General features: G+C 72.9%; 14 protein-coding genes. 4 read left to right on the top strand and 10 right to left on the bottom strand.

Going from position 1 to position 18,551, the window contains the following annotated elements; translation table 11 throughout:
* Positions 1 to 96 precede the first annotated feature (96 nt).
* Positions 97 to 2,952: an ATP-binding protein gene (locus ABWI04_RS18900; RefSeq protein WP_353833237.1), complete on the bottom strand. Its 2,856-nt coding sequence runs from the start codon at positions 2,950 to 2,952 to the stop codon at positions 97 to 99.
* Between the two features lie 125 nt (positions 2,953 to 3,077).
* Between ABWI04_RS18900 and ABWI04_RS18895 the strand changes: the two genes are divergently transcribed.
* Together ABWI04_RS18895 and ABWI04_RS18890 are read left to right on the top strand one after the other, a co-directional pair.
* Complete coding sequence (locus ABWI04_RS18895) at positions 3,078 to 3,617, top strand: dihydrofolate reductase family protein (protein WP_345181422.1); 540 nt, start codon at positions 3,078 to 3,080, stop codon at positions 3,615 to 3,617.
* Between the two features lie 114 nt (positions 3,618 to 3,731).
* Positions 3,732 to 5,366 carry an AMP-binding protein gene (locus ABWI04_RS18890; protein WP_345181425.1) on the top strand — a complete coding sequence of 545 codons (1,635 nt, stop codon included), beginning with the start codon at positions 3,732 to 3,734 and terminating at the stop codon, positions 5,364 to 5,366.
* A 13-nt stretch (positions 5,367 to 5,379) separates the two neighbouring features.
* Here the strand turns inward: ABWI04_RS18890 and asnB are convergent, their stop codons facing one another.
* The 4 genes from asnB to ABWI04_RS18870 are packed head-to-tail and all read right to left on the bottom strand — an operon-like array spanning position 5,380 to position 10,773.
* Positions 5,380 to 7,203 (bottom strand): asparagine synthase (glutamine-hydrolyzing), encoded by a 1,824-nt coding sequence (asnB, locus tag ABWI04_RS18885; RefSeq protein ID WP_353833236.1) that lies wholly within the window; start codon positions 7,201 to 7,203, stop codon positions 5,380 to 5,382.
* 35 nt (positions 7,204 to 7,238) lie between these two features.
* A complete protein-coding gene (locus ABWI04_RS18880; RefSeq protein WP_345181430.1) occupies positions 7,239 to 8,036 on the bottom strand; it encodes an alpha/beta hydrolase in 798 nt (265 codons plus the stop codon).
* Entirely contained in the window at positions 8,033 to 9,598 is a 1,566-nt protein-coding gene (locus ABWI04_RS18875; protein ID WP_353833235.1) for an amino acid adenylation domain-containing protein, read from the bottom strand. The genes ABWI04_RS18880 and ABWI04_RS18875 overlap by 4 nt, the downstream gene beginning before the upstream one ends.
* A complete protein-coding gene (locus tag ABWI04_RS18870; RefSeq protein ID WP_345181433.1) occupies positions 9,595 to 10,773 on the bottom strand; it encodes an acyl-CoA dehydrogenase family protein in 1,179 nt (392 codons plus the stop codon). Before ABWI04_RS18870 ends, ABWI04_RS18875 begins: the two co-directional genes overlap by 4 nt.
* Before the next feature lie 482 nt (positions 10,774 to 11,255).
* Here ABWI04_RS18870 and ABWI04_RS18865 point away from each other — a divergent pair, with 482 nt between their 5' ends.
* Both ABWI04_RS18865 and ABWI04_RS18860 read left to right on the top strand, forming a co-directional pair.
* The gene (locus ABWI04_RS18865) at positions 11,256 to 11,540 is read left to right on the top strand and encodes an acyl carrier protein (protein ID WP_353833234.1); all 285 of its coding nucleotides are present in this window, start codon (positions 11,256 to 11,258) and stop codon (positions 11,538 to 11,540) included.
* Position 11,541: 1 nt separating this feature from the next.
* Positions 11,542 to 12,891: a TrpB-like pyridoxal phosphate-dependent enzyme gene (locus ABWI04_RS18860; RefSeq protein WP_353833233.1), complete on the top strand. Its 1,350-nt coding sequence runs from the start codon at positions 11,542 to 11,544 to the stop codon at positions 12,889 to 12,891.
* Positions 12,892 to 12,963: 72 nt separating this feature from the next.
* Here ABWI04_RS18860 and ABWI04_RS18855 read toward each other — a convergent pair whose 3' ends face one another.
* From ABWI04_RS18855 to ABWI04_RS18835, 5 genes are all read right to left on the bottom strand, one after another.
* Positions 12,964 to 14,556 (bottom strand): sialidase family protein, encoded by a 1,593-nt coding sequence (locus tag ABWI04_RS18855; protein ID WP_353833232.1) that lies wholly within the window; start codon positions 14,554 to 14,556, stop codon positions 12,964 to 12,966.
* Between the two features lie 57 nt (positions 14,557 to 14,613).
* Positions 14,614 to 15,738: an alanine racemase gene (locus ABWI04_RS18850; protein WP_353833231.1), complete on the bottom strand. Its 1,125-nt coding sequence runs from the start codon at positions 15,736 to 15,738 to the stop codon at positions 14,614 to 14,616.
* Positions 15,735 to 16,562, bottom strand: coding sequence for an amidohydrolase family protein (locus ABWI04_RS18845; RefSeq protein WP_353833230.1), 828 nt, complete (start codon positions 16,560 to 16,562; stop codon positions 15,735 to 15,737). Before ABWI04_RS18845 ends, ABWI04_RS18850 begins: the two co-directional genes overlap by 4 nt.
* Complete coding sequence (locus tag ABWI04_RS18840) at positions 16,559 to 17,461, bottom strand: IclR family transcriptional regulator (protein ID WP_345181449.1); 903 nt, start codon at positions 17,459 to 17,461, stop codon at positions 16,559 to 16,561. Before ABWI04_RS18840 ends, ABWI04_RS18845 begins: the two co-directional genes overlap by 4 nt.
* Positions 17,462 to 17,493: 32 nt before the next feature.
* The coding region (locus tag ABWI04_RS18835; protein WP_353833229.1) for an N-acyl-D-amino-acid deacylase family protein at positions 17,494 to 18,551 on the bottom strand (1,058 nt) is incomplete at its 5' end.

Raw genomic sequence — 18,551 nt, 5'->3', positions numbered from 1 at the left:
AGTAGTCGCCGCACTACATCGTGGAAACCACTCTTTCCAGTGGCCGGATGGTGCCGCGCGGTCCAGGAAAACCCCGAACATCACTCCCGCCGGCGGTCACCTCGCGTCGAAAAGGCGGGTTCGGTGGGCCCATGCGGCGGCTTCGAGACGGGTCGTGACACCCAGCTTGGCCAGGATGTTCGACACATGGACGCCGGCGGTCTTGGCGGAGATGAACAGCCGCTCGCCGATCTGGCGGTTGCTCAGCCCGGCGGCCACGAGCTCCAGTACTTCGAGCTCGCGGCCGGTGAGCCCGGCCGGGGCCTCCCGCCGGGCGGGCGGGGCGGCCGCGCCGGAGGTCAGCCGGGACCGCCTGGCCAGCTTCTCGGCCTCGGCGCGCAGAGGAGCCGCCCCCAGGCCGGTCGCGATCGACGTCGCTTCGGCCAGTAGGACGGCGGCCTGCTTCCTGTCCTGGGCCGACAGGGCCGCGCGTGCGGCGCGCACCAGGGTCTCGGCCAGGGCGTACGGCTGCTCCAGGTCGCGCCACGCCGCAATCGCCCGGTGCCATGCGCCGAGGCCGGGCTCGCCCGCCTCGGCCTCGAACGTCACCTGGTACGCCCGCTGGAGCCGGCCGCCGACCGTGAGCTTCCCGGCCCAGGTGATCAGCCGCTCCATCGAGCCCCCGGCCCGCCGGTGGTCGTTCAGGCCCTGCGCGGCGGCGAGCAGCAGGGGCCAGCCGTACCGGGGGCTGGCCAGCAGGTCGTGGTCGTCGAGGACGTGGCCGACGACCGCGGTCAGCGCTCCGGCGTCCTGCCTGACGCGGGCCAGCCGGCAGTCCAGCAGATCGGGTTCCAGGCACGACTCCTCTCCGCGGCTGTTGCCGCGCATGGCGGCCCTGGCCTGCCCGGCCGCCGCCCCGGCCCGGTCCAGGTCTCCGCGCCTGAGGTCGACGGTCGCCTGGATCATCCGCAGGTACGCCTGGTAGAGCGGCGGCGGCGCCAGGCTCAGGGCGTTCCGGTTGACCTCGCTCGCCTCGGCCCAGCGACCGAGCGAGAGCAGCGACTCCGACAGGTTCGGCGCCAGGAGCGTGCCGCGGGTACGGGCCAGCCCGAGGCCGTCCGCGAGGGCCATCCCCTCGCGCGCGACCCGCGCCGCCCGGGCATGCTCGCCGGCGGCCTCCAGGGCGTCCGACTCGGTGGCCGCCACCAGGAGCCGGGTGTCGTGCGCCCCGGCGTCGGCGGCGGCCGCGCCGGCCTGGCCGAACAGATCGCTCGCGGTCGCCGGGTCCGCCCCGGCCGCGGCCAGCGCGCCGAGCGTGACGAGCGCCCTCGCCTGGACGGCGCGGTCACGGGTCCGCCGCCCGATCTCCAGCGCCTCCTCGGCCGCCGCCCGGGCCGGCGCGAACCGGCGGTGGTTGCGCTGGGCGGTGGCCAGCTCGGCCAGCAGCCGGCCGCGCACCGCCGAGAGCGGGGCCGGCGGCAGCGACCGGACGGCCCTCCCCAGGTCGGGCAGCGGATCCTCGCCGTTGCGGTCGCGCAGCGCCGCCCGGATCTCCAGCAGCGCGGCGGCGCGCTCGGGGCCGGGCGACTCGTCCAGCGCGGCGGTCGCCACGGCGATCCCGGCCTCCAGCTCGCCCGCGTTCAGGCAGGCCTCGGCGGCCATCTCCAGGACCGCGGCCCGGTCGGCGCCGATCCGGTCCGGCAGGTCCGGCAACCGGTCCCACAGCCGCAGGACGCGGTCGAGCATGCGGTGGCGCTCCGCGTACGCGTACGCCCTGCGGGCCGACTCGGCGGCCCGCCAGGCGGCCTCGGCGGCGCGGGCGTCCTCGCCGGCCGCGTACCAGTGCACGGCGATCTCGATCAGGGCGCGATCGGCGGGGACCAGCCGCGGGTCGGCGCTGATCGCCTCGGCGCAGCGCCGGTGGAGCCGCACGCGCTCGCCGGGCAGCAGCCCGTCGTAGACCGCCTCGCGGATCAGGTCGCGGCGGAAGGCGTACCCGCCCTCGACCACGTCCAGGAGCCTGCGGCGCACGAGCGGCCGGAGCGCGTCCTCGAACTCCAGGTCGCCCATCCCGGTGAGCGCGGCCAGCAGGGTGTGCTCCACGGGCCCGGCCGCCACCGCGGCCGCGTGCACGACCCGCCGGCTCGGCTCGGGCAGGCGCTCGACGTCCGTCCGCAGCAGTTCCCGCAACGACCGGACCGGGGCGTCGCCGGCGTCCACCAGCGCCTCGACGAACAGCGGGTTCCCGCCGCTGCGGCGGAAGATCCGGTCCACCCGCGGCTCGTCGGGTTCGTGGTCGAGCAGCGCGCCGACCTGCTGCGCCACCGCGTCACGGGTCAGCCCCGCCAGTGCGATCCGGTGGACGCCCTCCACGCGCGAGACCAGCGGCCGCAGCGGATGCGCGGCGGTGATCTCGTCGGGCCGGTACGTCCCGACGAGCAGCAGGCCCGGTCCGCCGACGTTCTGCGCGAGGAAGGCCAGGAGCTCGCCGGTCGAGCGGTCGGCCCAGTGCAGATCCTCCAGGACCACGACCAGCGGCCGGTCGGCCGCGCCGCCCTCCAGCAGCAGGAGGATCTCCTCGAAGAGCCGGGCACGGCCGAGGGCGCGGTCCGGGTCACCGTCGTCCTCGCCCAGCTCCGGCAGCAGCCGGGCCAGCCCCCGCCTGCCGCCGCCCGGGAGCAGCCTCGTCGCCGCGGGGACGCCCATCGCCCGCACCAGCCGGCGCAGGGCCGTCACGAAGGGGCCGAACGGCGGCCCGTCCATGCCCAGATCGGTGCAGCCGCCCACCACCGTTCGCGCGGAGGACCCCAGCCCGGACGTGAAGTCCCGCACCAGCCTGGTCTTGCCCATGCCGGCCTCGCCGCCGACGAGCACCACGGTCGCCGCGTGCCGGGCCTCGCCGTACGCGGCCAGAAGTGCCGCACGCTCCGGCCCTCTGCCCACCAGCACCGGGCTCACCAAACGGCTCGCCATCGCCACAGAATAGCCCGCGCCCGAAATCTAAAGAGGCGATGACGGTCCGTCTTGGGCATCAGCCCAATGTGCTCGCCTCCCGTGCCCGAGATTCTGGAGGGACACCAGACCGAAAGGGATCCCCCATGCGCATCCGCACACACATGGCCGTCAGCGTCGACGGTTTCATCGCCTCACCGGACGGGCTGCCCACCATCCTCACCGCACCGGACTTCGAGTCCGGCGTCTCGCACGGCCATCCGGAGTTCATCGCCGACTGCGGCGCGGTGGTCATGGGCCGCAACACCTTCGCGCCCGCGGTGGGGTCGTCGCACTGGCCGTGGCCGAACCTCCGGGTCTTCGTGCTCACCGGCGGTCCCCTCCCGGAGGGGACCCCCGACGGCGTCGTGTCCGCCTCGGACCCGGCCGAACTGCTCCGTCTCATGCGGGAGGCGGACTTCACCGGCGACGTCCACCTGGTCGGCGGCCGGCAGACCATCCAGGCGTTCCGCGACATCGACGCGCTGGACGAACTCGGCGTGGTCGTCATGCCCATCCTCCTCGGCGACGGCCTCCGGCTCACCATGGAGAAGAGCGGCGCCGCCCCCCTCCAGCTCACCGGCTCCCGCACCTTCCCCGACGGGTCCGTCGAGCACCGGTACTCGCTGGTCCGCGACCGCGCCTGACCGGAATTCGGGCGCGGTTCCAAGGGTGGTGACCGGGCGGGAATCCGGGTTATGTTGATCTCCAATTCCGCGCGGACCGTCCACCCTTCCCGAAGATGTGATGGTGGTGCAGGCATGACCCCGACCTCTGCGAGCTACCGTGACCGCGGCTGGTGGCGGGACGAGACCTTTCTCGACGACCTCCGGCGGCACGTGCGCGAAAGGCCGGAGAAGGCGGCGGTCGTCACCAGGCGCCAGTCCGACGGGCGGACGCACCGGCTCGACTACGCGCGGCTCGCCGCCGCCGCCGACCGGTGCGCCGGCGCTCTGGTCGAGCTCGGCCTGCGGCCCGGGGACGTGTTCGCGGCCCAGCTCACCGACCGGTGGGAACTCGCCGCGATCACGCTCGGCTGCATCCGGGCCGGGGTCGTGTACTGCCCCCTCATGAAGACCTACCGGCGCCGCGAGCTCGACGTCATGCTGCGCGTCACCGAGGCGCGGGTCCTCGTCACCATGGAGGAGGACAACGGCGACCGGCTGGGCGAGCTCGGCGCCGAGCTGGCCGCGGAGCTGCCGTCCCTGGAGCGCGTGTTCGTCGCGGACGGGCAGGGACCGGACGGCACCGAGGACTTCGAGTCGTTCTTCTTCGGGACCGCCTGGGAGGAGCGGCACGGCCACCTGCTCGACGAGCGGGAGCTCGGGCCCGACGACCCGTACCTGGTCCTGTTCACCTCGGGCACGACGAGCGATCCCAAAGGGGTCCTGCACAGCCAGAACACCTTGTACGCCGCCGTTCGCGGCGAGGCGGAGACCTTCGGCCTCGACGAGACGCTCGTCATGTACACCACCGCGCTCTACACGCATTACACCGGTGTCGTGCAGGGCATGCTGATGCCGCTGACGCTGGGCGGCACCATGGCGTTCCAGGACGCCAAGGACCCCGGCGACGCTCTCGACCTCATGGCCCGGCACGGGGTCACGTTCTTCTACTGCGCCCCCTTCTACCTGCTGAGCCTGATCAAGGAGCAGCGGTCCGCGCCGCGCGCGCTGCCCGCACTGGCGTGGCTGGTCAGCGGCTCGGCGCCGATCCCCCCGTACTTCATCGCCGAGACCGCGAGCGTCTTCGGGCTGCGGTTGCACTCGCTGTGGGGCATGACCGAGAACGGCCCGGTGACGATCACCCGCCCGGACGATCCGGAGGACTGGGCCGCCCACAGCGACGGGAGCCCCATCTCCGACATGGAGCTGCGGATCGACCCCGTGTCGGACCGGACCGGGGGCGAGGGCGTGCTGTGGGTGCGGGGGCCGACGCAGTGCCTCGGCTACTACCGGCGGGACGAGCTGTACGCCGCCGACCTCGACGAGGACGGATGGTTCAACACCGGAGACCTGGCCCGGCCGGACGGCCGGGGCGGCATCCGGATCACCGGCCGGGCCAAGGACATGATCCTGCGCAATGCGAACATCGCGCCGGTCACCGACCTGGAGTCGATCATCGGACGGCATCCGGGCGTGCGCGACGTCGCGGTCATCGGCATCCCCGACGAGCACGAGGACGAGACGATCTGCGCGGTGGTGACGCCGGTCTCCGCGGCCTCCCCGGTCACCCTGGAGGAGTTGCAGAGCTCCCTGGACGAGGCCGGGATGACCAAGGCGTACTGGCCGCGGCGGCTCGAACTCCTGGAGGTCCTTCCCACGACCGCGACGGGGAAGATCCGGAAGGAGGAGCTGCGCCGGCGCTACGCGCGGCCGGAGGGGACGCGGGGGTGACGGCCGCGCCGGGTCACGCCACGACGCGGACCCGGGTGAGCCACCGGTTCAGTTCGAGCAGGTAGGACAGGCCGATCGCCGAGGTCCGGGCGGTGATCGGGCCGGGCAGCGCGTCCAGTTCGGAGGTGACCGCCCGGCGGACCCTCGCCCGGTCCATGAGGTCGAACAGCGGCGCGCCCGGCTCGTCGATCATCTCGATGACCAGGTTCTTCAGCGTCTCGACGTAGCCGGGGTCCCGGCTGGCCGGGTAGGCGCTCTTGGGCCTGTTCACGATCTCCTCCGGGAGCAGGTCCGCGCACGCCCGGCGCAGCAGCGCCTTCTCCGTCCCCCCGTCGGCCTTCATGTCCGCGGGCACGTTGAACAGGTACTCGGCGAGCCGGTGGTCGGCGAAGGGGACCCGCACCTCGAGGCCGACGGCCATGCTCATCCGGTCCTTGCGGTCCAGCAGCGCGCCCAGCCAGCGGGTCAGGCCGAGGTGGAAGACCTCCCGCTGCCTGCGTCCGGTGCGGTCCTCCCCGTCCACGTGCGGGACCTCCGCCAGCGCCTCCCGGTAGCGGTCGGCCTCGTAGTCCTCCGGCCGGATCGCGCGCCTCACCTCCTCGCGGAGCAGGAACTGCGGCTGGCGCCGCGCGTACATCCAGGGGAACGAGGTGTGCCGGACGTACCGGTCGTCGACCTGCCAGGCGTAGCCGCCGAACATCTCGTCGGCCGACTCCCCCGACAGCGCGACCGTGCAGTCTTCCCGGACCCCGCTGAACAGGTGGTACATCGAGATGTCGAGATCGCCCCAGCCGGGGAGGTCGCGCGCCCGCAGCCCGCGGTCGAGCCCCTCGACGAGAGCGCCGGTGCCGACCTGGACCACGGAGTGCTTGAGGCCGAGCCGTTCGGCGACCAGGCGCGCGTACGGCTCGTCCGGGCTGGGCCGCCACAGGTCGCTGCCCGGGCGCGCCGGCGCCGGGACGCTCACCGAGTAGCTGGTCAGCTCCCCCGCGAACTCCCGCGCCGCCAGGGCCGTGATCGCGCTGGAGTCGATCCCTCCGGACAGCAGCGTGCCGACCGGCACGTCCGCCACGATCTGGCGCCTGACGATGTCGGTGAGCAGGGAGCGGACCTCGTCCGTCGTCGCGCGGAAGTCCTCGGTGTGGGGGCGGGCCTCCAGCCGCCAGTACCGGCTCTCGCGGCATCCGGAGGCGTCGGCGACGACCAGGCACCCCGGCTTGAGCTCCCGCATCCCGCGGTAGACGGCGTGGCCGGGCGTCCTCGCGCGCGGGACGGCCGTCAGCTCGGCGAGGCCCTCCAGATCCACCTCGGCCTTCATCTCGGGATGGGCCAGCAGCGCCTTGGGCTCCGACCCGAAGATGATCCCGTCGCCCAGCCGGGCGTAGTAGAGCGGTTTTATGCCGAGCCGGTCCCTCACCAGAAGCAGCCGTCGCGCGTGTTCGTCCCAGATGGCGAAGGCGTACATTCCGTTGAGGCGCGTGACGAGATCCGCGCCCCATTGGAGATAGGCCGTCAGCAGCACTTCGGTGTCCGACCGGGTGCTGAACGACCAGCCGGCGGAGCGCAGCTCCGCACGGAGCTCGTGGAAGTTGTAGATCTCGCCGCTGAACGTGATGACGACCGGCTCGCCGTCGCGCCCGTCCCGCCGCATGGGCTGCCGCCCGCCCTCGATGTCGATGACGGCGAGCCGCCGGTGGCCCAGTGCGGCGTGGCGGGACAGCCACGTCCCCTCGTCGTCGGGGCCGCGCGGCGCCTGGGTCCGCGTCATGGCGGTCACGACGGGGCCCTGCGCGGAGAGGTCCCGCGTCCAGTCGGCCCATCCGGTTATGCCGCACATGTGCGCTCCTTCCGTTGTCCTCTTGGGTGCGCGGGTCAGGCGGAAAGGAGGCGGCTCCGCGCGAACGCGAAGAGGTCGGGAAGGCCGGCGTTGACGAACTCCCAGTCGTGCCCGCCGGGCCGTTCCCGGTAGCGGTGGGGAACGGAGCCGGCCGCGAGGGCCGCGCGCATTCTCCGGTTCATGCCGATCATGCGGGGATAGTCGTCCAGGCCGACGTCGAGATGCACTTCGATCGGGTGCTTCGCGTCCCGGTCCCGGAGCGCGCGGTACGGGTCGTACTCGCGCCGGACCTCGCTGCCGACCGGCCCCCAGACGCGCTCGTGGTCCCTCGTGGTCGGCATGGCCAGCCTCTGCCCGTCCCGCAGGTGGTCGTAGGGGTCGCCTTCCCGCAGGGGGGCCTCGAAGGCGCCCGCGTTGCTGCACACCACCGAGAACACCTCACCGTGCCGCAACGCCTGGTAGAGGGCGGCGGCCCCGCCCATGGAGAACCCGCCGACGCCTCGCCCGTCCCGGGACGCCACGGTGTTGAAGGCGTCATCGACATGGCCGACGACCTCGTGCACGAGGTAGTCCTCGTAGCGCCGCCCCCGGGCGTCGTTGATGAACCACGAGCGTCCGGATTCGGGGAGGACCACGACCAGCCCGGCCGAATCCACGACGGTCGAGAGGTCGCCGCACTGGAGCCATGTGTTCCGGTTGCCGCCGAAGCCGTGCAGGAGGTACAGCACCGGAAACGCGCGGCCGGTCGACGAGTACCGGGACGGCAGGAGGACGTTCACCGACTTCTCCCGGCCGATCGACGCGCTCCGCCACGTCTCGGTCAGGACTTTCATCGCGGATCCGCCCGGGTCTCTCCCAGCCGCTTCCTGTCGATCTTCCCGGTGCCGGTGACCGGGAACGCGGTCCTGACGTGGAACCGCTCCGGGACCATGTAGCGCGGGATCTCGGCCAGGCAGTGCCGGCGCACGGCCGAGACGTCGAGCGGGTGCGTCTCGGGGACCACGTACGCCTCGACGACCCGTTCCCCGGTGCCGTCGTCGACCGCCACGCACGCGGCCTCCCGGACGTTGTCCGCGGCCGACAGGACCGCCTCGATCTCGCCGATCTCGACGCGGTGGCCCCGTATCTTCACCATGTCGTCCTCACGTCCGCAGAAGACGTAGTTCAGCTCGTCGTCGAGCCGGACCAGGTCTCCGGTCCGGTACGCGCGCACCGTCTCCAGGCCGGCCTGGGCGATCGACAGGGTCCTCTCCGCCGTGAGGTCGTCGTCGCGCCAGTAGCCGAGCATCACCGAGTCTCCGGCGACGCACAGCTCCCCGGACGCGCCCGGCTCGTGCTCCACCGGACGCCCGGCCCCGTCGACGATGAACGTCGCCGCGTACGGGCAGGCGCGGCCGATCGGCACGGGCTGCCGGCGGTGCTCCGCGACGTCCGGCTCGCGGACGCGGTGGAAGACGCAGACGTTGGTCTCCGTCGGGCCGTAGAGGTTGTAGAAACCGACCTCCGGGACGAGCGAGTGCAGGTGCCGGAGCCGGGCGATCGGGAACGTCTCACCGGCGAACAGGACGACCCGCAGCCGCGACCCGGCCAGCAGTCCGCTGTTCTTCGCGGCCAGCATGCGGGTCAGCGCTCCGGGAACCGAGTACCAGACGGTGATGCGCTGCTCGGCGACGAACTTGTTGAGGGCGCCCCCGAGCCCGACCTGGCTCTCCGGGACGAGCACCACGCAGCCGCCCGCCCTGCACGTCGCGAACAGGTCGAGCACGGACAGGTCGAAGTGAAAGGGCGCGTGGCTGGAGACCCGGTCGGCGGGGCCCAGACCGAATGCGTCGACCGCCCATTCCACGAACGCGCCGGCATTGCCGTGGGAGAGCACGACGCCCTTGGGGACGCCCTTCGATCCCGATGTATGGAGGATGAAGGCCGGACTGTGGAGGTCGAGGTCGGGTCCGGCTTCGCCCTCCGCCGGAGCGGCGGCGAGCGCCTCCTCCCAGCCGGTGACGGACGCGTCCGCGGCCGGACCGGTGGACACGATCCGGCAGGAGGAGTTCTTCCGCAGCCATTCGACCCGGTCTTCCTGGGCGATCACGCAGGCGGCCTCGCAGTGGGCGATGATGTGGCCGGCCCGTTTGAAGGGCGCGCTCGGGTCGACGGGCACGTAGGCCGCGCCGGCCTTCAGCACCCCGTAGACGGCGATGACCGCCTCGATCGACTTGTGCAGCCACAGGACGACCCTGTCACCGGGGACGACGCCGCCTTCGGCCAGCGTGCGGGCGAGGGCCGAACTGCGCCGGTCCAGTTCGCCGTAGGTCAGCGCCTCGCCTCGGAACTCGACCGCCGGGGCCTCCGGACGCGTTCCGGCCCAGTGGCGCAGGCAGTCGCTCAGACCGTTCACCTTCCCTCCCCGCCTCCCTCGGATTCCGGCCAGGCGAGGCCGAGCTTCCCGGAGATGATCACTCGCTGCATGTCCGAGGTGCCCGAGGAGATCGTCATGCCGAGGGCGTCCCGGAGATTGCGCTCGGCGCGCCCGTCGGAGGAATAGCCGAGCGCCCCGTACACCTGCATCGCGCTGGTGAAGATCTCCGCCGCCGCTTCGCTCACGTACAGCTTGCCGACCTCGGGGAAGATGCTCGCCTCCGCGCCGTCGAGTTCCGCCGCGGCGCGGTGCAGGAGCATGCGGGAGATCTCCCAGCGGATCCGCATGTCGACGATCCTGTTGGAGACCGACTGGTAGCGCCCGATGTGCCTGCCGAACTGGCGGCGCCGCCGGCAGAAGCGCGTGCACTCCTCGATCTCCCGCCCCATGACGCCGAGCCACGGCGCCAGCAGAAGCGCCCGTTCCCACGCCATCGTCTGCGCGAACACGGCGGATCCCTGCCTTTCGGCACCGAGTCGCCGGGAGGCGGGAACGCGGCACCCGTCCAGCTCGACCTCGCCCCAGCGGGCGGTGCGAAGACCCATCTTCTCGGCCTGCTCGTGCACCGAGACGCCGGGATCGCCGCGCTCGACCAGGAAGGCGGTGACTCCGGTGAATCCGAGCTCCGGGTCGACGGTCGCGTAGACGACGAACACGTCGGCGACGGGCGCGTTCGTCACATAGCGCTTGCGTCCGGTCAGGACGTAGGAGTCGCCGTCGCGCTCGGCCGTGGTGGCGAGCGACAGCGCGTCCGACCCGCTTCCCGGCTCGGTCATCGCGTTGGCCCCGACGAGCCGGCCGGCGGCGAGCCCGGGCAGGTACGCGCGCCGCTGCTCCTCGTCGCCGAACTTCCAGACCGGCACCTCGACGGCCAGGACGTGGGCGCCGATCGCCATCATGAGGCCGTTGTCGAGGCAGCCGTGCCCGAGACCCTCCATCGCGTGCGCATAGTCGACGGGACCGCACCCGGATCCCCCGTATTCGGACGGCAGGATCAGGCCGAGCACACCCTGCTCGGCGCACCGCGACCAATCGTCGCGGCTGAACAGCCCGATCCTGTCCCGCTCGGTCACGTCCTTGCTCAGCGCCTCTTCGCCGAACGCGCGGAAAACGCGGTACAGCCCGTCCTGGTCGCCGTCCCATTCGAACCGCATGGCTCTCCAATCCCCCGAGCGGGATGTCATGCCATATCGAGAATCGCCGGCGGCGGGACGGTCGCCACCACCGCGCGGAATCGCAAGCGTCGCCCCTCCGGTCCGCCAGGCGGCCACGGGAAACCCGGCCGCGCCGCACCGATCGCTGTCATTGTGCATCCGTGAAGCGATCTTGAGAAGCCCAACTTCTGCCAAATGGCCGCCGGCGGAGAGCTCCGTACGGCCTCTTGCGCCCCCCGGACGCCTGTCGTACGGTACGGACCGTCAGCCAATCGAAGCGGAAAACGTTCCGGCCGTGGACGGCCTGCCACCGGTTCGTCGGCAAGAACCGGGGCTCGGACGGCCAGGTGGCCGGTAAGCGATGCGCCGTTCCCCGAAACGGGCGCCCTCCCTCCGCGGGTATCGATTCCCGTCCTGCCGACTCACTCCTGCCGACTCACCCCCGCCATTCCCGGGCCGACGCCGCAGACGAGGTGCATGCCATGGATCGTGCCAGCAACGCGGATCTGTCGGCGCAGATCAAGAGCATCATGATCCGCGTTCTCGATCTGGACGTCGCCCCCGAACGCCTGGACGACACGGTCTCGCTCTACTCGCCGGTCGTGGGCATGGACTCCCTGAGCCTGCTGCACACCCTCGTGGAGATCGAGAAAGAGTTCGGCATCGAGATCGACGACGAGGACGTGATGCTCGCCGAACTGAGGAACGTGGGAAGCCTTGTCGACATGATCAGCGGAATCATCGGCGCGGAGGGCGGAAAAGCGTAACATGCGCGATGTTTTCGAACTGGACCGTGACCGCGTTCCCACGCACTGGTACAACATCCTCGCCGACCTTCCGATCGAGGTGCCCCCGGCACGGCCGGCGCCGCCGAGGAACGGCGGTTCGGCGCCGCTGCAGCCGCAACTGCCGTTGTCGATGTACCGCCAGAGCATCGGCCGTGAGCGCTACGTCGAGATACCCGGCCCCGTTCGATCGGAGTACCAGCGCTGGCGCCCGACACCCCTTTTCCGGGCGTCCAGGCTGGAGAAGGCCCTCGACACCCCGGCGCACATCTATTTCAAGTACGAAGGCACCAGTCCGTCCGGCAGCCACAAGATAAACACCGCGCTGGCACAGGCCTATTACTACGGCAGGTCCGGCGTCAGGGAGATGGTGACGGGGACCGGCGCCGGCCAGTGGGGCACCGCGCTCGCGATGGCCTGCCACCCGTACGGGATGGCCTGCACCGTGTTCATGGTGCGGTCCAGCTACGAGCAGAAGCCGTACCGGGGCACGCTGATGCGGTTGAACGGCGCCGAGGTCGTCCCGAGCCCCAGCACGAGGACGGAGGTGGGCAGGGCCGCCCTGCGCGCCGACCCGGATTCGCCGGGCACCCTCGGGATCGCCAACGCCGAGGCGATCGAGTACGCCAACGGCCGGAAGGAGGCGCGGTTCTCGATCGGCAGCGGAGAGAACCACGTCCTCATGCACCAGACGGTCATCGGCGAGGAGGCCCTGCTGCAGATGGAGCTGGCCGGCGAGTTCCCCGACGTCGTGATCGGCGCGATGGGGGCGGGCAGCAATTTCGCCGGGCTGACCTTCCCCTTCTACCGGGCGGCGCTGGCGGAGAACAGCGGGACGCGGTTCCTGGCGGTGGAGCCCGACGCGTGCCCCAAGATGACCAGGGGCAGCTACATGCTGGACTACACCGACTACTCCGGTGTGACCCCCGCGGTCAAGATGTACACCCTGGGGCACACGTTCACGGCCTACCACATCCACGCCGGGGGCCTGCGATACCACGGCGCCGCTCCGATCGTCAGCGCCATGTACGACAACGGCATGGTGGAGGCGACCTCCTACTCCCAGACCCGCGTCTTCGAGAGCGGCGCCGCGTTCGCGAAGGCCGAAGGGCTCGTTCCCGCCCCCGAGTCGGCCCACGCCGTCGCCGCCGCGATCGACGAGGCGGTGCGGGCGCGCGACGAGGGCGAGGAGCGGGTCGTCCTGGTCGGACTCAGCGGCCATGGACTGCTGGACCTCGGCGCCTACGAGAGCCACCTCTCCGGACAGACCGTCGACGTCGCTCCCACCGACGAGGAGATCAAGGCGTCCCTGCGCCTCATCGAATCGCTGTGACGGACGTCGGCACGCCACCGGTGGTGACGTGCCGACCTGGCTCCCCGCCTTCGTCCCGTCGGGACGTGCGGGTCAGGGAGCGGCGGGGGCGCGGACGCCCAGCTCGGCCAGGACGGCCGCGCCGCTGGACCGGGTGATCTCGACCTGGATCCTGTCGACCGGGGCGCCGGCGTCGACGCGGAACCAGGTGAGGTCGTCTCCCCAGCGCACGCGGTAGTCGAGGTCGCCGACCGCGTGCCACGCGCCGTCCGAGGCGGTCCGGACCTTGATCTGCGCCGCTTCGGCGTGGCCCGGCTTGAGCGCCATGCCGGCCTCGGCGACCCGGGCCGGCTCGTCGAACGTGATCGTGTACTGGGCCGGGGCCGCCGTGGCCTTCCAGGCGGCGTCGTAGTAGCCGACCACGCCGTCGATCGGCCCGGTGCGCCCCACCTTCGGCTGGCTCGGGGCCGTGTACACGAGGTCGGTGTCGATCCCGAGCCGGCCCGCGGCGTGCAGCGCGGCCAGGTCCACGCGGCGCGGGTCCGCCGGCTCGGACCGGATGCCCGCCACATCGACGAAGTCACCGACCAGCTGGCTCCGGTCGGAGTCGAAGCCGAGCACGAGGACCCGGCCGGGAGAGACCTCCGCGACGGCGGGGTTGGCCTGGTCACCGGTCCCGGAGTCGTACACCAGCTCGCGCGGCGCACCCGTCCACGGCCGGTCGGGGTGCCGCAGGACGGCGCCGACGGTTCCTCGGCGGTTGGTGAAGTGCCCCGACAGGTCGCCGTAGGCGAGGAAGACGTCGCCGTTCCGCAGGACCTCGGTGTGGGCCGAGGAGGTCACCAGGTCGATCTCGGCCGGGGGCGTCCAGGTGCGGCCGCCGTCGCGCGACCAGGACTCCTGGGAATGGACCGCGCCCATCGTGGAGGCTCCCGTGCCGATGCGCAGCAGGGCGTGGACGGTCCCGTCGCGCAGGACGGTGAGCACGGGCTCCTGGTAGTGCGTACCCTGCGCGGACGCGATCAGCGACTCGGTGCCCGCGTGCCAGGACGCGCCGCCGTCCAGGCTGCGCACGACGGTGGCGCGCTGCCAGCGGTCGTCGGGGACCGTGCCGTAGAGGGGGAGGATCAGCTCGCCGGAGGGCAGCTCCTTGATCTGGCCGTGGCTCGCCGCCCATCCCAGCTCGTAGGTGTCGACGATGTCGGACTCGCCGCTCATCGAGGTCCGCACCGCCGCGGGCTCGGACCAGCTGGCCCCGCCGTCGTCGCTGTGCCGGACGAACACGCCCATCGGCTCGGGGGGCGCGACCGAGTAGTCGATCTGGAACCAGCTCAGCAGGAGCCTGCCCGAGCGGAGCTGGGTGATCATCGGGTCGCGGTCGTCGTACGGGGAGTCGTGGACGGCCTCGGGCGGCGACCAGGTGCGGCCGCCGTCCCGGCTGTCGAGCATCACCAGCCGGCCGTCCTGCCCGGTGTGCCCGGCCCCCTCCCGCGCCACCGCGACGAGGGACCCGTCGCCGAGCCGCTCCATGTTCGGGAAATGCAGCTTCTTGCCCGGCGCCGCCTGGGCGACGATCACGTCGGGACGGTCCGGAGCCGAGGGGGTGGACGGGCTCGCGTGCGCCACGGCGCCCGGAAGCCCCAGCGCGAGCAGGGCGCCCATGGCGATGGAGATACCTCGATGCATTCGCATGGCTCCCGGATAGAACACGGAATATCATTCCATGTCAATGTTCGAATTCCGTTAATGGCGCGCCCGGATCGGCTGGCGTTCGGCGGCGCGGTCGCCGTCCACGAAGTACAGCGCGCTCCACATGTTGGTCGTGCCGCAGGCGTGGTTGGGGACGACGCGCAGCAGGTCGCCCACGCGCAGGCCGGCGGTTCCCGGCCCGGTGAGGTAGCCGTGCTCCTCGTTGCCGCCGGTGAACTCCACTCCGTCCAGCGGGGCGCCCGCGGCGTCGCAGACGACGCCCAGCGTTCCGGCGGTCGCGACGGAGTCGGAGCTCATCGCCTTGATCCCCGCGTCGATGATGACGGTCCCGGGGCGCTGGGCGCTGGTGACGCGGGTCAGCACGGTCTGCGCGCACTGGTCGATCCCGGCGCTGCCCAGGCCGACCTGGTTGGCGTCGTAGTAGACGTAGGTGCCGGGGCGCGCCTCGGTGACCCCCGCGGCGAACGGCGCGGACGTGGCGCCGGGGGTCGAGCCGACCGAGACCAGGGGGCACTCGTGCCCGGCGGTGCGCAACGCCTCGGCGACCTGCGCCAGCGTGCGTCCGGCGAGGTCGCCCGCCGCCTCCAGCCCCGGGCGGTCGGGACCGTGCGCGGCGAGGTGCCCCTCATGGGTGAGGACGCCCCGCATCTCCAGAGCGGGCAGCGCGGAGAGCGCGCCCGCGGTCTCGACGGCCTTGCCGGGATCGACGCCCGCCCGGTGCAGGCCCGTGTCGACCTCCAGGACGAACGGGACGGTGACCCCGCTGGAGGAGGCCGCGTCCGACAGCGGCCCGGCGGCCTCCTGCGAGTCGAGCGCGATGGTCAGCCCGCCCCGGGCCAGGGCCTGGACGGCGAAGGCCACCTTGGCGGGCCCCACCGGTTGGTGCGCCCACAGGACGTCCTCGACGCCCGCGTCCTGCAGGAGCCCGACCTCGGCGGGCGTGGCGCAGGTGAACCCTGTCGCGCCGTGGGCGAGCTGGCGGCGCGCGACCGCGAGGCATTTCGACGTCTTGAAATGGGGCCGCAGCGCGATCCCGGCGGCCCCGATCGAGCTCGCCATGGCGGCCAGGTTGGCCTCCATGCGGGCCCGGTCGACGAGCAGCGCGGGTGTCGGAAGGGCGTCCAGGGGCAGCCCGCCGGGCGGGAGGTCCGGGTTCATGCCAGTCCCATCCGGGGCCGCGGGTCCCCGTCCAGCAGCCACTCGACGGTCTCCTTCTTGATCTCGGGGAAGCCGGAGGGGCGCTGCCCGGCCATCTCGCGCAGCCCCGCGACGGCCTCGGCGGGCGTCCACAGCGGGAAGTCGGAGCCGAAGACGAGCCTGTCGACCACGTCCCACTCCTGGGCGCGGGCCAGCGCCAGATAGCCGTCCATGGGACGGGCCCAGCACGCCGACACGTCGGAGAAGACTCGGCGGTTCTTGCGCAGGGTCACGATCGTCTCGCGCTGCCAGGGGTGCCCGAGGTGCGCGATGATCTGGACGAGGCCGGGGTGGCGGCGCGCGACGTCGTCCACGACCAGGGGGTTGCTGACCGACAGGTCGCCCGCCGGGCTCGGCGTGGCGCCCATGTGCCACAGGACGACGAGCCCGGCGTCGGCCGCGGCCCGGTAGAACGGGTCGTAGGCGGTGTCGCGCGGGTCGAACAGGGCCAGCACCGGATACAGCTTGATGCCGCGCAGCCCGCGCGCGACGCCGTCGGCGAGCTGGTCGAGCACGTCGGGGTCGGTGGGGTCGAGCGCCATGAACCCGATCGTGTCCGTGGCGGTCTCCGCGCAGAACCGCTCGGTGTACTCGTTCGGGGTGAGGACCCCGGCGGCCGTGGCGCGGATGCCGAACACGCACGCCGCGGTCACGTCCGCCATGGCGCGGTCGTAGTCGGCGGCAGTGAACTCGTGGGCTCCCCGCCCGTAGACGGGTCTCCAGTGGTGCTCCCACTCGTGGCCCCAGTGCTCGGGCCGCTGGCAGTGGGTATGGAAGTCGATCAAGCATCCTCCCGGGTGCTGGGCGCGCCGGAGCGCAGGGACGAGCGCAGGTACTCCAGGGCCGCGACGACGTCGGCGTCGGCCGCGAGGTCCGCCGCCGCGGCCCGCAGGCCCTCCAGGTAGTCGGCGCGGCGGTCGCCGTCGAACTCGGCGGACGGCCCCGACACGCTGAGGGCGGCCACGCAGTCGCCGCCCACCTCGACGGGCACGGCGACGCAGCGGAGCCCGACGCTGCCCTCGTTGTCGTCGAGGGCGTGGCCGCGCTCGGCCGTGGCCCGCAGGTCCTCGGCCAGGGCGCTCGCCGTCGTGAGGGTGTGCTCGGTGCGGGCCGGGAACGGCTCGGGCGGCAGGTGCGCGGCGACCTTGGACGGGTCGAGCCGGGCGAGCAGCATCTTGCCGAGCCCGGTGCAGTGGGCGGCGTCGCGGGTGCCCGGCATGGTGTGGAACCGGATCGGCCGGTCGGGCTCGCGGACGCACACGTGCAGCACCTCCCGGCCGTCCAGCACGCCGAGGTTCGCGGTCTGGCCGGTGGCCTCGGCGACCTTCGCCAGGTGGCCTCCCGCCACCTGGGACAGGTCCAGCCCGGTCAGGTACGCGGTGGACAGCGTCAGGGTCTTGTGGCCGAGCCGGTAGGCGGGCCGCTCGTCGGCGCGGACCACGTAGCCCATCTCCTCCAGCACGCCGAGGAGCCGCACGAGCGTGCTCTTCGGCAGGCCGGTGCCGGCCGAGAAGTCGTTCAGGGTGAGGGCGCCGCCCTGCGCGGCGAGGCGTTCGAGCAGCGCCAGGCCCCGTGCCAGGGCGTTGGCGTGGTAGTTCGCCGCCGCCGGGCGGTCGTCGTCCACGTTGGCGCGGCGGGCCGCGGGCCGCGTGCCGGCGGCTCTCGTCCCTCTGGCTCTGTCCATGGTGCCTCGTCTCTGTTCTGGGGATGCGCGGTTCAGGGGACGCGCAGGATCTCGCCGGGCCGCGCGCCGCCGTGCGCGCCGTCCTCGACGACGGCGCGGCCGCCGACGACGACCGCGCGGATCCCGTCCGGATACCGCTGGGGTGCTGCGAACGTAGCCCGATCGGCGATGCGCGCGGGGTCGAAAACGACGATGTCCCCGTGCGCCCCCGGCCGCAGGACGCCGCGCCCCGCGAGCCCCGCCCGTTCGGCCGGCGCGGACGTGCACCTGCGGACGGCCTCGGCGAGCCCGAGCAGGCCCGGCCGGACGTACGCGGCGAACAGCCGCGGGTAGCAGCCGTAGGAGCGGGGATGCGGCGTGCCGCGCCCGGTCGGCCCGGCGGGGTCGAGGGCCTGGCCGTCGGAGCCGATGACCCCGGCGGGATGGGTGAGCGCGTCGGCGAGGTCGCGTTCGCTGCGGCCTCCCGCCACCATCTGGACGGCGTTGCCGTGCTCGGCGACGAGGTCGAGCACGAGGTCCGGCGGTTCCGTCCCGGCCTCGGCGGCCAGGGCGGTGACGGGGCGCCCCCCGACGGCGATGTCGTCCCAGGAGTTCGGCATGTCCCGCCACCCGTCCCGGACGCGGGCGCGGACGGCGCGGCCGTCGAGCCGGGCCCGCATCGCCCGCTCGCCGCCCTCCTGCGCCCACGCGGGCAGCAGCTGCGACAGCGGCGCGTTCCCGGCGAGGTAGGGGTAGATGTCGAAGCCGACGTCCAGCCCTGCGGCCCGCGCGGCGTCGATGAGCTCCAGCGCCCGCGCGACGGAGCCGTGGTTGCGCCGCCCGACCGCGACCAGGTGCGAGATCTGGGTGCGGCAGCCGGTGGCCGCCGCGACCCGCAGCGCCTGCCGCACGGAGTCGAGCAGCCCGTCGGCGTAGTCACGCACATGCCAGGCGAACAGCCGGCCGTGCGCGGCGGCCGTGCGGCCGAGCGCCTCAAGCTCGTCTTCGCGCGCGTAGCAGGCGGGCGCGTAGACCAGGCCGGTGGAGACGCCGGCGGCGCCCGCCGCGAGCGCGTCGCCGAGCAGCCCCCGCATCCGGTCGAGCGCGGCGG

Source organism: Actinomadura sp. NPDC000929, assembly GCF_040492065.1.
GTDB lineage: Bacteria > Actinomycetota > Actinomycetes > Streptosporangiales > Streptosporangiaceae > Spirillospora > Spirillospora verrucosospora.
The sequence above is the reverse complement of the archived record's forward strand: the minus strand, read 5'-3'. Positions and strand labels throughout refer to the sequence as shown.